Annotated in this window: 11 protein-coding genes; 7 read left to right on the plus strand and 4 right to left on the minus strand. The window is 32.9% G+C overall.

Annotation, left to right across the window (positions count from 1 at the left end; all coding sequences use genetic code 11):
• Position 1: 1 nt before the first annotated feature.
• A complete protein-coding gene (locus CELAL_RS17165; protein WP_013552153.1) occupies positions 2-328 on the minus strand; it encodes a YbaB/EbfC family nucleoid-associated protein in 327 nt (108 codons plus the stop codon).
• 63 nt (positions 329-391) lie between these two features.
• On the opposite strand from CELAL_RS17165, the gene CELAL_RS17170 reads away from it, so the two are divergent.
• The 3 genes from CELAL_RS17170 to CELAL_RS17180 all read left to right on the plus strand — a co-directional run bounded on the left by CELAL_RS17170 (position 392) and on the right by CELAL_RS17180 (position 5,043).
• Positions 392-2,530, plus strand: coding sequence for a S9 family peptidase (locus tag CELAL_RS17170; protein WP_013552154.1), 2,139 nt, complete (start codon positions 392-394; stop codon positions 2,528-2,530).
• 89 nt (positions 2,531-2,619) lie between these two features.
• Positions 2,620-3,660 carry a PLP-dependent cysteine synthase family protein gene (locus CELAL_RS17175; RefSeq protein ID WP_013552155.1) on the plus strand — a complete coding sequence of 347 codons (1,041 nt, stop codon included), beginning with the start codon at positions 2,620-2,622 and terminating at the stop codon, positions 3,658-3,660.
• A 123-nt stretch (positions 3,661-3,783) separates the two neighbouring features.
• Positions 3,784-5,043: an aminotransferase class I/II-fold pyridoxal phosphate-dependent enzyme gene (locus CELAL_RS17180; protein ID WP_013552156.1), complete on the plus strand. Its 1,260-nt coding sequence runs from the start codon at positions 3,784-3,786 to the stop codon at positions 5,041-5,043.
• 80 nt (positions 5,044-5,123) lie between these two features.
• Here the strand turns inward: CELAL_RS17180 and CELAL_RS17185 are convergent, their stop codons facing one another.
• Entirely contained in the window at positions 5,124-6,242 is a 1,119-nt protein-coding gene (locus tag CELAL_RS17185; RefSeq protein WP_013552157.1) for a hypothetical protein, read from the minus strand.
• Between the two features lie 103 nt (positions 6,243-6,345).
• The gene (locus CELAL_RS17190) at positions 6,346-7,401 is read right to left on the minus strand and encodes a transporter (protein ID WP_013552158.1); all 1,056 of its coding nucleotides are present in this window, start codon (positions 7,399-7,401) and stop codon (positions 6,346-6,348) included.
• 112 nt (positions 7,402-7,513) lie between these two features.
• Between CELAL_RS17190 and CELAL_RS17195 the strand changes: the two genes are divergently transcribed.
• The 4 genes from CELAL_RS17195 (at position 7,514) to CELAL_RS17210 (ending at position 13,037) form a co-directional block, all read left to right on the plus strand.
• Entirely contained in the window at positions 7,514-7,780 is a 267-nt protein-coding gene (locus CELAL_RS17195; protein ID WP_013552159.1) for a DUF4834 family protein, read from the plus strand.
• Between the two features lie 99 nt (positions 7,781-7,879).
• Entirely contained in the window at positions 7,880-10,312 is a 2,433-nt protein-coding gene (locus CELAL_RS17200; RefSeq protein ID WP_013552160.1) for a YfhO family protein, read from the plus strand.
• Complete coding sequence (locus tag CELAL_RS17205) at positions 10,312-11,583, plus strand: glycosyltransferase family 4 protein (RefSeq protein ID WP_013552161.1); 1,272 nt, start codon at positions 10,312-10,314, stop codon at positions 11,581-11,583. The genes CELAL_RS17200 and CELAL_RS17205 overlap by 1 nt, the downstream gene beginning before the upstream one ends.
• On the plus strand, positions 11,583-13,037 hold the full coding sequence (locus CELAL_RS17210; protein WP_013552162.1) for a lipopolysaccharide biosynthesis protein: 1,455 nt from the start codon (positions 11,583-11,585) through the stop codon (positions 13,035-13,037). Before CELAL_RS17205 ends, CELAL_RS17210 begins: the two co-directional genes overlap by 1 nt.
• A 62-nt stretch (positions 13,038-13,099) precedes the next feature.
• On the opposite strand, the gene CELAL_RS17215 is transcribed toward CELAL_RS17210, so the two are convergent.
• Positions 13,100-14,323: a hypothetical protein gene (locus CELAL_RS17215; protein ID WP_013552163.1), complete on the minus strand. Its 1,224-nt coding sequence runs from the start codon at positions 14,321-14,323 to the stop codon at positions 13,100-13,102.
• Between the last annotated feature and the right edge of the window lie 19 nt (positions 14,324-14,342).

Here is a 14,342-nt window from a genome sequence, read left to right on the forward strand (position 1 = left end):
ATTATTTAAATAACGAATCCATTCCAGGAATATTGGGCATTCCGTCTTTCGCAACGGCAGAAAGTTCTGCTTCATTTACATTGGTAGCTTTTTCAATAGCTTTATTTAGTACTAGTATAAGGTAATCTTCCAGTTGTTCCTTGTCGGCTAATAATTCGTCATCAATAGAAATTTCTTTAATAACCCTATTCGCATTTAAGGTAACCTTAAGTTTTCCATCAGAAGATTTTTCATCTACTAGTATAGTATGCATTCTTTCTTTGGCCACTTTAATTTTTTCTTGGGTTTCTTTTAGCTTACCCATCATGCCCATCATATCTCCAAACATAGTCGTTGTATTAGTATTTAATCTTCAAAAGTAATAAATTGTGGTGTTAAATTTTTCCATACGATGAGATGTACCCTAAAAAAAGCGTTTATTTTTCTTTTAAGTATTAGTTTTGCTGCTTCTTGTAAAAGTGATAAAAAAATTATGTCTCAAAATACCGTACCTGTTGCAAAAAAGATGCCGAAATCATTAGAGATTCACGGAGATACACGAATTGATAATTATTATTGGTTAAATGATAGAGAAGATAAGGAGGTTATTGATTATTTAAATGAAGAAAAAGCCTACTATGAAAAAATGATGGCGCATACGGTTTCTTTTCAGAATTCTTTGTTTGACGAAATGAAATCTAGAATAAAAGAAGATGATTCTTCTGTACCTTACAAGCAAAATGGATATTGGTATTCAACCCGTTATGAAATAGGAAAAGAATATCCTATTTATTCTAGAAAGACAGATACTAACAATGCGGAAGCGATAGAATTGTTTGATTGCAATGTTATGGCAGAAGGTTTAGACTATTTTAAATTGGGTGGTATTGCGGTTAGTCCTAATAATGAATTAGCAGTTTTTGGAGTTGATGATGTGTCTAGAAGAGAATACACTTTAAAGATTAAAAACTTAAATACAGGAGAAATCTATGATGATGTCATTGAAAAAACTACAGGAGGGGCGGTTTGGGCAAATGACAATAAAACGTTTTTCTATTCTAAGAAAGATCCGATAACCTTACGCTCTGATAAAATTTATAAGCATGTTTTAGGTACACCAACTGTCGATGATGTAATGGTTTACCATGAAGAAGATGAAACTTACGACTGTTTTGTCTATAAAACAAAATCAAAAAAATATATTATTATTGGATCAACAAGTACGCTTACTTCAGAATATAGGTATATAAAATCTGACGCTCCGAATAGTGATTTTACTATTTTTTCTAAAAGAGAACGGGGAGTTGAATATTCATTAGCACATTATAAAGATGATTTTTATATTCTGACGAATAAAGATGACGCAACGAATTTCAAATTAATGAAAACGTCGGATACTAAGACCAGCTCAGAAAATTGGGAAGATTTTATTGCACACAGGAGTGATGTGCTTTTAGAAGATATTGAAATATTTAAAGAATTTTATGTAATTTCTGAACGAGAAAACGGATTAGCTAAAATAAAGATTGTTCGTTGGGATTCTGAAGAGAGTTATTTTTTACCCTTTAATGATGAAACCTATACTGCGTATGTAAGTACTAATCCAGATTTTGATACAGAAATACTTCGGTATGGGTATAATTCACTTACCACGCCAAGTTCTGTTATCGATTTTAACATGAAGACTAAAGAAAAGGATGTTAAAAAAGAACAAGAAGTATTAGGAGGTAAATTTCAAAAAGAAAATTACACCTCAGAAAGAATTTGGGCAACAGCAAGAGACGGTGTAAAAATACCAATGTCTGTTGTTTATCATAAAGACACTAAGCTAGATGGCTCTAGTCCTTTACTACAATATGGCTATGGTTCTTATGGGTATACCTTAGATCCAAATTTCTCTACGGTTAGATTAAGTTTATTAGACCGTGGCTTTATTTATGTGATAGCGCATGTTCGTGGAAGCGAATATTTAGGAAGGCAATGGTATGATGAGGGTAAACTTTTAAAAAAACAAAATTCATTTACAGATTTTATAGATTGTTCTAAGTTCTTAATAGCAAACCAATACACCAGTCCAGAACATTTATACGCAGAAGGCGGTTCTGCAGGTGGCTTACTTATGGGAGGAATCGTTAATATGGAACCAAATTTGTATCATGGCGTTATTGCTGCAGTACCTTTTGTAGATGTTGTAACTACAATGTTAGATGATACCATACCTTTAACGACAGGGGAGTATGATGAATGGGGTAATCCAAATGAAAAGGAATATTATGACTATATGAAATCCTATTCTCCTTATGATAATGTACAAGAAATAAAATATCCAAATATGCTGATCACTACGGGGTTGCACGATTCTCAAGTGCAATATTGGGAACCAGCAAAATGGGTAGCTAAATTAAGAGATATGAAAAAAGATACTAATGTATTACTTTTTGATATTAATATGGATGCGGGTCATGGAGGTGCATCTGGACGGTTTGAAGCCTTAAAAGAAGTTGCTAAAGAATACGCTTTTTTAATTGATTTGGAAAAGAAAATCGATTAATGAAAAAAATTCAATAAATTTGTAGCTTATTGTTATGTATATATCATAAAAAACAACCTGACAATAGTTGTATAACTTAGATCCAACAAATGGAAAATAAGATAAACGCTCATAATAACGTTTTGGAACTAATAGGTAACACACCTTTAGTTAAATTAAATAGAGTAGCAGAATCATTTACTGGTAATTTTTACGCTAAAGTAGAAGCTTTTAACCCAGGCCACTCCTCAAAAGATAGAATTGCTAACTTCATTATAGAAGAAGCAGAACATAAAGGTTTACTTAAGCCTGGTAGTACAATCATTGAAACAACCTCTGGTAATACGGGTTTTAGTATTGCAATGGTTAGTATTATAAAAGGCTATAAATGTATCTTAGCGGTTAGTTCAAAATCTTCACTAGATAAAATAGACATGTTACGCTCTATGGGGGCTGAGGTTTATGTTTGTCCTGCACATGTAGCTCCTGAAGATCCTAGATCTTATTATCAGGTAGCGAAACGTTTACACGAAGAAACTAAAGATAGTATTTACATTAATCAGTATTTCAACAAATTAAATACGGAAGCGCATTACAGGTCTACCGGTCCAGAAATTTGGAAGCAAACAAACGGGCAGATTACGCATTTAGTAGCATGTAGTGGTACTGGAGGAACAATCTCTGGAACAGCAGCCTATTTAAAAGAACAGAATCCTAATGTTAAAATTATAGCTGTGGATGCTTATGGTTCTGTTTTAAAGAAATACCACGAGACAAGAGAATTTGATAGTAAAGAAATTTACCCATACCGAATTGAAGGTTTAGGTAAAAATTTAATTCCAGATTCTATTGACTTTGATGTAATTGATAAGTTTATAAAAGTAACTGATGAAGAGAGTGCACATTCTGCACGTGAAATATCTAGAAAAGAAGGTATGTTTGTTGGGTATACCAGTGGTGCAGCTTTACAGGCCATTAAACAATTAGATGCTGAAGGTGAGTTTGATGAAAATAGTAATGTAGTGGTTATTTTTCCTGATCATGGCTCTCGTTATATGAGTAAAGTATATAGTGATAAATGGATGGCTGATCAAGGTTTTTCAAATGCAATATCTACAGATAAGATACCAGAAGTACAGTATATAAAATAAGATAATTTAATAATATTAATTTAAAGCAATGGTTCATTTGAATCATTGCTTTTTTTTGTATCTATATTTTATGAAAACATACTAAAAATCTTTACTTTTGCGGTAAATTCAATTTAATTTAGAATGAGAGATTTATTTGAAAGAATAATCGAGAATAAAGGACCATTAGGGAAATGGGCATCGCAAGCTGAAGGTTATTTTGTATTCCCAAAACTTGAAGGACCTATCTCTAATCGTATGAAATTCCGAGGAAAGGAAGTTCTAACGTGGAGCATTAACGATTATTTAGGTCTTGCTAATTTACCGGAAATTAAAAAAGTTGACGGAGAAACAGCAGCAGAATATGGAGCTGCATACCCTATGGGTGCGCGTATGATGAGTGGTCATACCGATTTTCATGAACAATTAGAGCAAGAACTAGCTACTTTCGTTAGCAAGGAAACCGCTTATCTTTTAAACTTCGGATACCAAGGTATCATGTCTGCTATAGACGCGTTGGTTGGTAAAGATGATATTATTGTTTACGATGTAGATTCTCATGCTTGTATAATAGATGGTGTTCGTTTACATATGGGTAAGCGTTTCACTTTTAAGCATAATGATATTGAGAGCTTAGAGAAAAATCTTGAACGTGCCGTTAAAATGGCAGACCAAACAGGTGGCGGTATCCTTGTGATTACTGAAGGTGTTTTTGGTATGCGTGGTGAACAAGGTAGGTTAAAAGAGATTGTCGCTTTAAAAGAAAAATACAATTTTAGACTACTTGTAGATGACGCACATGGTTTTGGTACCTTAGGTAAAACTGGTGCTGGAGCAGGTGAGGAGCAAGGTGTTCAAGACGGAATTGATGTTTATTTTGCAACTTTCGCAAAATCTATGGCCGGTATCGGTGCATTTTTAGCTGCTGATAAAGGAATTATAGATTATTTAAAATACAACTTGCGTTCTCAAATGTTTGCGAAGTCATTACCTATGATTTACGTGAAAGGAGCATTAAAACGTTTAGATATGTTACGTACGATGCCACAACTTAAAAATAAGTTATGGGAAAACGTAAATGCATTGCAAGGCGGACTTAAAGAACGTGGTTTTGATATTGGAACAACAACAAGTTGTGTAACTCCTGTATATTTAAACGGAAGTATTCCTGAGGCAATGGCTTTAGTAAAAGATTTACGTGAGAATCATGGTATCTTTTGTTCTATCGTTGTGTATCCAGTAATTCCAAAAGGATTAATATTACTTCGTATGATTCCTACAGCGACCCATACTTTAGAGGATGTTGCAGTTACTTTAGAGGCTTTCTCTGCAATTAGAGAGCGTTTAGAGAACGGAACTTACAAAAGACTTTCTGCTGCCGTAGCTGCCGCTATGGGTGAGTAAGAAGGACTACTATAACATATAAAAATCCCGAGTGTAATTTAATTACATCTCGGGATTTTTTTTATTCTATAACCAAAAGCTTATAAATTTTTTCGGTACGTTCTTCTGCGTTTATAAATTTCAGGATCAAAATTTTTCCATAATTGTTTTATGGCAATATTTTCTTCTAACTCAGGTGTTCGTACACAGCTTAGAATACCTCTAGCAGTAAAAGTTTCATAATATTCATTAAATATAATAGCAGTAACACCTTTGTTTTGGTAGTCAGGATGCACACCTATTAAATAAAAGATGACCTCTTTACTTTGTTTTTTTGCTTTTAGTAAATGAAAAATACCTGTTGGAAATAATTTTCCTTTAGATTTTTGTAGTGCTTCCGAAAATGAAGGCATTACAATGCTAAACGCAACAAGTTTATCATCCTTATCTACTACAAATTTTATATATTCAGGATTAATAAAGCTAATGTATTTTTTCTTAAAATAGGCTTTTTGTATTTCTGTAATGGGCACAAAAGAGGATAGTGAGGCGTAGGATTCATTAAATAAATCGAACATTTTATCAGCCATAGGCATTACATCCTTTGTTTTTGTGAAATTTATAGGGCGTAAATTGTATCGTTTTTTAATTAATTCATTTGCTTTCGCATAAAATTTAGGATCAGCATTAGCAAATGGAAATCTGTTTTCCATGTATTCCTTTTCTTTTGCGAAACCTAAGTTTTCGTAGTGGTTTACATAATAGGCGTGGTTGTACCAGGTAATCATAGTTCCAATTTCTTCAAAACCTTCCGTAAGTACACCTACTTTATCTAAGTTCGAAAAGCCAACGGGACCTTCCATGTACTCAAGGTTGTTCTTCTTTCCAATTTCTTTTACCTTTTCAATTAAGGCTTTGGAAACTTCAAGATCATCAATAAAATCAAACCAGCCAAAACGCATTTTAGAAACTTTCTGCTGTTTAATCTCAATCCAATTAACAATTGCGACTATGCGGCCTACTATTTCATTGCCCCTATAGGCAAGAAATAAAGTAGCGTCCGCGTCTTTAAAGGCAGGGTTTTTGTCTTTGTCAAAGGAGTCCATTTCATCGGCAATGATGGGAGGAACCCAATATGGAGAATCTTTATATAGGGTAAAAGGAAATTTTACAAACTTTTTAATATCTGCTTTTAACTTTACTTCTGAAACTGTAATCATCTGTGCTTTTTAGAAGTATCAATATTAGCACTATTTATCAACATCTTAAAGCAAGAAAGGAAGTTAATGTTTTATAATTTTCAATTTTAAAAAAAAGAGGTAACTAGAAATCAATAGCGCCATTCTCTCCTTTTTTCTTTTTCTTTTCTGCTTTCTTAAGTTTTTTAAATTGTTTTTTTGTTGGCCCCAAATCTACATCTTCTGCACCACCTTCTTTTTTAGACTCTTTGGCTTTCTTTTTCATGTCTTTTTTGCCAATCTGTCCATTTTCGCCTCCTTTTTGCTCGTCAATTGGTATAATCTTATCTTGGTGTTTGTCTAAGCGATAGGAAAGCCCAAGGGTGCCAAACATACGGGTAGGAGTGTCTTTAAAGCTTCCTCCGAAAGTAATGTCTGCTTGTAAATTTTTAGAGAATAAATGAGCAATACCTGTTCTGTATAAAGCATCTGCATAGCGATCGCTCTTAATTCCTTGTTGTTCTAAGAAAATACTCCATTTAGGGTTTCTAAAAGCATGAGTAAGAGATACAATATAACTCCATTCAGGAAATTCAGAACCAATTCTATCGTATGCAATGTTAGATATAAAAACAACTCTTGGAGAAATTTTACTTTGCGTAGCAAGCATTACACGTGGTGTAACAGTACCATCGCCAATATAATAGGGGTTATCCCCTAAATTAAACGTAGCCCCTGCATAAAGAGATACTGCAGGAAGTAAATTGCGCCATTGAAATTTATGGTTCGCTTTCCAGCTCATTAAATTTGGCTTATTGCGTTCTGGGTTTTTGAACGGATCATAGATCAAATATTTTAATCCCAATCTGTTTCTAGAAAAATCTGTTATGGATTGATCAGGAGAAGAATTAGAATAGGTAATCTCTTCTTTTTGATAAGTACCCTCATAAATAAGCTCTAATTTTTCAAATAAAAGACCATAGCGAAGGGCTAGTTCTGTACTTAAAATATTAGAATCAGAACTTAATAACACATGGTCTTGTTGTTCGTAACCAATACCAAACTCAGCCTGAATTACATTTTTGCCAACGGCATAAGCGCTAACAGATTGTCCAGGACGGTTAGAATTAATCACATCTGTGTATTGTGATGATGCTATTATGGAGTAAAGAAAAATAGTTATTAGTAGAAAATATTTCATGATATATAGTTCTGTGACGTACTGTATGCAACGGTTTTATTAATATTTTAAGATTTTCATCGCCATAATGCGGATTGATAATTGTATTTTTGATATTAATTATTTGAACAATATGGCTTTCTTAAAAACGATATTAATCATACTATTAGTATATTATTTATTTAAAATATTAATAAAATTATTTGCGCCTAAAATATTGGGTTATGCGGGTAAAAAAGCGGAACAACATTTCAGAGAAAAGTTTGAGGGTTTTAACACGCAACAGTCACCGCAAAATAACACCAAACAAGGTGATGTGATTATAGACGACAACACGATTAAAAAATCTAATTCTTCAAAAAAAGTTGGAGAATATATAGATTTTGAAGAAATTGATTAATTTTCCTTTTTTTAACCACCAATCAAAATATAGAAGAGAAGCTCGAGGATTTTAAGTCTTTGGTTTTAGCTATCTATTTTTTAGAAAACAGAATTATAAATGAAAAGTAATCTTAGGGCTTTTTTAATTCATTTTTTTGCTATTGCCATTTTTATTTTCGCAGCAATAGCTTTTTTCACACCAGTTTTACAAGGTAAAGTTATTTTTCAGTCAGATATTGCCCAGTATACGGGGATGGCTAAAGAGCAAACTGATTTTAAAGCGCAAACCGGGGAAGAACCTTATTGGACCAACAGTGCGTTTGGCGGAATGCCAACCTATCAACTAGGAGCACATTATCCCTATAATTTTGTGAAAAAGGTAGATTTAGCATTGCGCTTTTTACCACGTCCTGCAGATTATTTATTTCTATATCTATTAGGTTTTTATATCTTACTTTGTTGTTTGAAAGTAGATTACAGGCTAGCTGTTTTAGGCGCTCTGGCTTTTGGTTTTTCTACATATTTGATTATAATTTTGGGTGTAGGGCACAATGCAAAAGCACATGCTATTGCTTATTTACCAATGCTTTTAGGAGGTATTATTTTAGTTTTTCGAAAACAATATGTTTGGGGATTTATTTTAACAGCTATTGCTATGGCACTTGAAATAAATGCGAATCACTATCAAATGACCTATTATTTTATGCTTTTAGTTTTAATACTAGGCATTGTTTATTTAATAGCTGCTATCCGAAAGAAAGAATTGAAACATTTATTTACATCGGTAGGTGTTTTATTAATAGCCGTTTTGTTGGGTATTGCTACTAATGCAACTAGTTTAATGGCTACTAAGGAGTATGCTGATTGGAGTACACGAGGTAAAAGTAGTTTAACGATTAATCCTGATGGTTCTCCAAAAGAAGATACAGGAGGCCTAGGGAAAGAATATATTACACAATACAGTTATGGTATTACCGAATCTTTAAATCTATTTGTTCCTAGGCTTTTTGGAGGTTCAAATTCAGAAGATTTAGGAGAAGATTCTAATGCGTATGATTTTTTAATAGAACGAAATATCTCTCCTTCACAAGCCTTAGAGTTTAGTAAAGGAATGCCATTATATTGGGGAGATCAGCCAGGAACTTCAGCGCCAGCTTATATTGGCGCGATACTTTTCTTCTTATTTTTCTTAGGCTTATTTTTAGTAAAAACGAATAGTAAGTGGTGGCTATTAGGTGGGGTTATTATGTCTTTATTACTTTCTTGGGGAAAGAATTTTAGTTTCCTTACAGATTTTATGATAGATTATTTTCCATTATACGATAAGTTTAGGGCTGTTTCATCTATCCAAGTTATTCTTGAATTGTGTGTGCCAATCCTGGCAATACTAGCACTAAACGCATTAATGGACGCTAAAGTTGAAAAATCTAAAAAACTCAATGCCCTTAAAATCAGTTTTTTTATTAGTATTGGTGTAGGGATATTACTCCTGTTAACCAAAAGTCTATTCCATTTTGAAGGTGCTAGTGATCCGTATTTAGAAAAAAATTATGGGAATGAATTAATGACCATGATTCGTTTAGATAGAGAAGCAGTATATACCAATGATACGCTACGTTCTCTGTTGTTTGTCTTTCTAGCGGCTACTTTACTTTGGTTTTTTATTAAAGAGAAAATAAATAAAAATGTCTTTGTACTTGTTTTAGGCCTTCTGATTCTTTTTGATTTAGTGGGTGTAGCTAAGCGTTATGTTAACGATGATGATTTTGTACGTCAACGTGCAATGACTACGCCGTTTCCAAAAACAGAAGTAGATCAATTAATAAAGCAAGATGATGGGGTGTTTAGAGTGTACAACCCAGCAGAAGGTTTGAATGGGGCAAGCACGTCATACTACCATCAATCTATTGGTGGGTACCATGCTGCTAAGCCTGCAAAAATTCAAGATTTATTTGATTTTTATATTTATAAAGTTAATTTAAACGTGTTGAATATGCTTAATGTTAAGTATATCATTCAACAAGATGAAAATGGAAGTTTCCCTGCTCAAAATCCTGATGCTAATGGTAATGCGTGGTTTATTTCTACCTTAGAGAAAGTGAGCACAAGCTCAGAAGAAATTTTAGCACTAAAAGATTTAGATACCAAGAATAACGCCGTTATCAATAACGAGAACTATCCTGAGATTACGGAGTTCCAGTATAAAAAAGATTCCTTGGCTATACTAACATTAAAGTCATATCAACCCAATAAAATCTCTTATATTTCTGATAATGCAAATAAAGGTTTTGCGGTCTTTTCAGAAATGTATTATGAAAAAGGTTGGAATGCTTATATTGACGGACAGATAAAACCGCATATGTGTGTAGATTATGCTTTAAGAGGATTAGTTATACCTGCGGGTAAACACAATATTGTATTTAAGTTTGAGCCTGAAGTAATTAAAAAAGGCTCTACAATTGTGGTCTTAAGTTCGGGGTTACTAGCTTTACTAGTACTAGCGGCTATAGGTTTTACTTTTTCAAGACCTCGTAAAAAAGAAAAAGAATAATGAAGAAAGTTTTAATTATCACGTATTACTGGCCACCTGCAGGAGGGCCAGGCGTACAACGGTGGTTGAAATTTGTGAAGTACCTTAGAGATTTTAATATTGAACCCGTATTATTTATACCTAAAAACCCCAATTACCCAATAACAGACGCCGCTTTTTTGAAAGAAATTCCAGAAGGAATCAAAATAATAAAGCAATCTATTTTTGAGCCCTATCAATTGGCTAGTTTTTTATCTAGTAAAAAAACAAAGCGTATAAGTTCGGGAATTATTCAAACTAAAAATCAATCTTTTTTAGAAAAAATTTTACTCTGGATTAGAGGGAATTTATTTATTCCTGATGCACGTAAATATTGGATAAAACCTTCTGTGAAGTCCATTACTAAAGTACTTCAAGAAGAAAACATTGAAACAATTATTACCACAGGACCTCCGCATAGTATACATCTTATTGGTTTGGCCTTAAAAGAAAGATTAGGAATTACTTGGTTGGCAGATTTCAGAGATCCATGGACCTCTATAGGGTACCATAAAAAATTGAAATTAACTAGAGCAGCAAAGAAGAAACATAAATTTTTAGAAAAACGTGTTTTGAATATTGCGGATACAATAGTTGTCACAAGTCCAACTACGAAAAGAGAATTTGAAGCGCTTACATCGCAACCAATCTCGGTAATCACCAATGGTTTTGATGATCAGCAAATTCAAGAAATTAAGTTAGATGCTGCCTTTACTATGGTACATATAGGATCTTTATTGTCTGGAAGAAATCCAGAAAATTTATGGCGTATTCTTTCTGAGTTGCTAGTATCAAATGCTGATTTTAAAAAAGTTTTTAAACTTAAATTAATAGGGGTTGTTAGTGAAGATGTCTTAGAAAGTATATACGCTCACCATTTAAAACCATATGTGGATTTGGTGGGTTATGTTTCTCATAATACCGCTTTACAGGCGCAAAAAAAATCTCAAATTCTGTTATTGACGGAAATAAATTCAAAAGAAACCCAAGGGATTATTCCGGGAAAACTTTTTGAATACCTAGCAGCAAAGAGGCCTATCTTAGCCATTGGGCCTAAAAACTGGGATGTTTCAGCTATTTTAGAGGATACTAAAGCAGGGAAAACATTCGATTATACGGAAGATGTTAAGCTAAAAAAATTACTTTTAGAATGGTTTGAGGCGTATAAAACTTCATCTTTAAATATAGCAGCAACAAATATAAATAAGTATAGTAGGAGGGAACTTACCCGAAAATTAGCAGAACTAATCTAATGGGAATCGTACTTAAACAGTCACTTAACAATACAATAATAACCTATCTAGGCTTTGCTGTAGGTGCTGTTAATACGTTATTTTTATATACTCGTTTTTTAACAGATGAATATTACGGGCTAGTTGGTGTTATTCTCTCTGCTTCAGCAGTACTAATGCCTCTATTAGCTTTTGGGGTACCTAATACCTTAGTGAAATACTTCAGTGGCTTTAAAGATAGTACTCATAAAAATGGGTTTTTAACCTTAATGTTGGTATTACCGTTATTTTTAATACTACCGGTTGCTCTAATTTCCTATGTAGCTTATGATGCTATTGGTAATTTTTTGGCAAAAGAAAACCCTATAGTGAAAGGCTATGTTTGGTACATCTTTATCATAGGGATGTCAATGGCTTATTTTGAGATCTTTTATGCTTTGGCCAAAGTGCATATGAAATCTATTTTCGGTAATTTTTTGAAAGAGGTATTTACACGAATAGGAGTTACCATACTCCTCATAATGGTTTATTTTAATTGGATTTCTGTGGATACTTTTTTAATAAGCTTAGTAATTCTTTATATTTTGAGAATGCTCATTATGAAATTCTATGCTTATTCATTACAAATGCCAGTCTTAAGTTTCAAGTTTCCAGCGAATACCAAAACCATAATTCAATATAGTGCCTTAATCATTTTAGGAGGCTCCGCAGCTGTAGTGTTGCTAGAGGTAGATAAGGTAATGATCAATCAATTTATCAAAATTGAAAATGTAGCCTATTATAGTGTAGCTATTTTTATAGCAACGGTAATTTCAGTGCCTTCCAGGGCAATGCATCAAATAGTATACCCTTTAACTGCAGAAATTTTGACTAAAAATGATACGGCTAGTTTAAAGAACCTGTATCATAGAAGTGCGTTAACATTATTTATTATTTCGGGTTTACTTTATTTGTTAATTATAGTAAACCTAGGAGATCTTTATTTGCTTTTATCGGATGATTACAGCAAAGGTTTTTTTGTTGTTTTATTAATAGGATTGGCGAAAGTATATGATGCTATTTTAGGAAATAATAATGCCATCTTATACAATTCTGATTATTATAAGATGCTATTAATTCTAGGTGTTTTTTTAGCTATAATAACCATACTATTTAATATGTGGCTTATTCCCGAATATGAATTAATAGGAGCGGCAATAGCATCATTCTCTGCAATTTTTATATATAATACTTTAAAGATAGTATTTGTAAAGGTTCGTTTTGGAATTCTTCCTTTTTCTAATGCAATGCTTAAAGTACTACTTGTATTGGTTTTATTAGGAGTTGCTTTTTATTTTATAACAATTCCTTTTCATCCCATACTCAGTATCAGTATAAAAAGTATACTCATGATAGTATTTTATACTTGGGTTTTATACCGTTTTAAATTATCAGAAGACGTATCGGGAGTACTCCATAAATTCTTTAAAAAATAAATAAACCCCGCAGTGAATTAATTCACTACGGGGTTAACAACTAACCAACCTAAAAACTATTTTTAATTTCTTGATCTACTACTTCTACTAGAAGTACTAGTTGATTTTGAACTTCTAGAAGGTGTACTACTCACTTTTCTAGAAGAAGTACTTCTCGTACTCACACTATTTTGTCTTGTAGGAGTACTTTTTGCTGCTCTTGAAGAAGATGAACTTCTTGAAGACACTCCATTATTTTTAGTAGAGGTAGTTGTTCTTTGCGTATTACTTTTGTTGTTAGAAGGACTTCTATATGTAGTACTTCTCGTAACCGTCGTAGAACGTGGATTTTTTGTTACACTAACTTCTCTTTTAACATTAGTACCACTTCTAGAGTTTGTATTAGATCTAGAGGCTACAGTTCTATTTGTATTTTTTGTAGAAGGGCTTCTGTAATCAGACCTTGTATTTCCTTTTCTACTAGAGGCATTAGATCTTGAAGTTACTCCTTTAGAATTACTTCTTGTAACAGGTGTTCTGTAATTAGATCTCGTAGTTCCTTTTGACGATCTAGAACTATAGTTTCTAGAATGAGCATCTCTTTGTGCTACTCTTCTATCATTTTTATAAACTTGAGCTCTTTCATTACGAACTTGGTTATATCTATGTTCTTTACCCACTACAGCATAAGCTCTACGTGTGTTGTAACGGTAAGGATTATAATACGTATACCTTACAGCACTATAGTATCTTCTATATGGTCTGTTGTTTACTAAACAGAATCCTACAGATGGTCTAGCAAAATAACTGTGAAAAGGACGGTAAACATATGATCTATTGTACACGTTAATAAAACCTCTGTAATGATTGTAATTTCCTCTGTTGTCATAAAAAACATACATACCACCTAAACGAGATACTCTATTATTGTTGTAGTTAATATCTACACCACCAATTTCAGTTACACGGCCATAATAATCATAATATACAGGTACATTCTCAACTTGAATAATAGCTCCGTAATCATCATATTGAACATATGGGTTGTAATCATAACCAGAATTAAAAGTGATGTTGGTACGACCAATGTTTACATTTGCATTTACACTAGTTCTATCGTCGATATAGAAATCGAATTCACCATCAGGATAAACTGAAAATGTTATCCCGTTTTCAACAAAGATGAATGAGTTATTATTGTTATTGGTATAAGTATTGCTTGCTGCAACCTTATTTTCTGTGTTAGCAGCTACAGCACTTGAGGTACTCAAAACTAAAGCTGATAAAAGGAGTATTAATTTTCTCATGATATAAGGTTTTAATAAT

Origin of the sequence: Cellulophaga algicola DSM 14237, assembly GCF_000186265.1 — a bacterium.
Classification (GTDB): Bacteria; Bacteroidota; Bacteroidia; order Flavobacteriales; family Flavobacteriaceae; genus Cellulophaga; species Cellulophaga algicola.

Bases quoted from the DNA above. Each gene is read 5' to 3' on its own strand.
- CELAL_RS17215 (WP_013552163.1), bottom strand. From the start codon at position 14,323: ATGAGAAAATTAATACTCCTTTTATCAGCTTTAGTTTTGAGTACCTCA.
- CELAL_RS17200 (WP_013552160.1), top strand. From the start codon at position 7,880: ATGAAAAGTAATCTTAGGGCTTTTTTAATTCATTTTTTTGCTATTGCC.
- CELAL_RS17195 (WP_013552159.1), top strand. From the start codon at position 7,514: ATGGCTTTCTTAAAAACGATATTAATCATACTATTAGTATATTATTTA.
- CELAL_RS17165 (WP_013552153.1), bottom strand. From the start codon at position 328: ATGTTTGGAGATATGATGGGCATGATGGGTAAGCTAAAAGAAACCCAA.
- CELAL_RS17210 (WP_013552162.1), top strand. From the start codon at position 11,583: ATGGGAATCGTACTTAAACAGTCACTTAACAATACAATAATAACCTAT.
- CELAL_RS17180 (WP_013552156.1), top strand. From the start codon at position 3,784: ATGAGAGATTTATTTGAAAGAATAATCGAGAATAAAGGACCATTAGGG.
- CELAL_RS17205 (WP_013552161.1), top strand. From the start codon at position 10,312: ATGAAGAAAGTTTTAATTATCACGTATTACTGGCCACCTGCAGGAGGG.
- CELAL_RS17170 (WP_013552154.1), top strand. From the start codon at position 392: ATGAGATGTACCCTAAAAAAAGCGTTTATTTTTCTTTTAAGTATTAGT.
- CELAL_RS17185 (WP_013552157.1), bottom strand. From the start codon at position 6,242: ATGATTACAGTTTCAGAAGTAAAGTTAAAAGCAGATATTAAAAAGTTT.
- CELAL_RS17175 (WP_013552155.1), top strand. From the start codon at position 2,620: ATGGAAAATAAGATAAACGCTCATAATAACGTTTTGGAACTAATAGGT.
- CELAL_RS17190 (WP_013552158.1), bottom strand. From the start codon at position 7,401: ATGAAATATTTTCTACTAATAACTATTTTTCTTTACTCCATAATAGCA.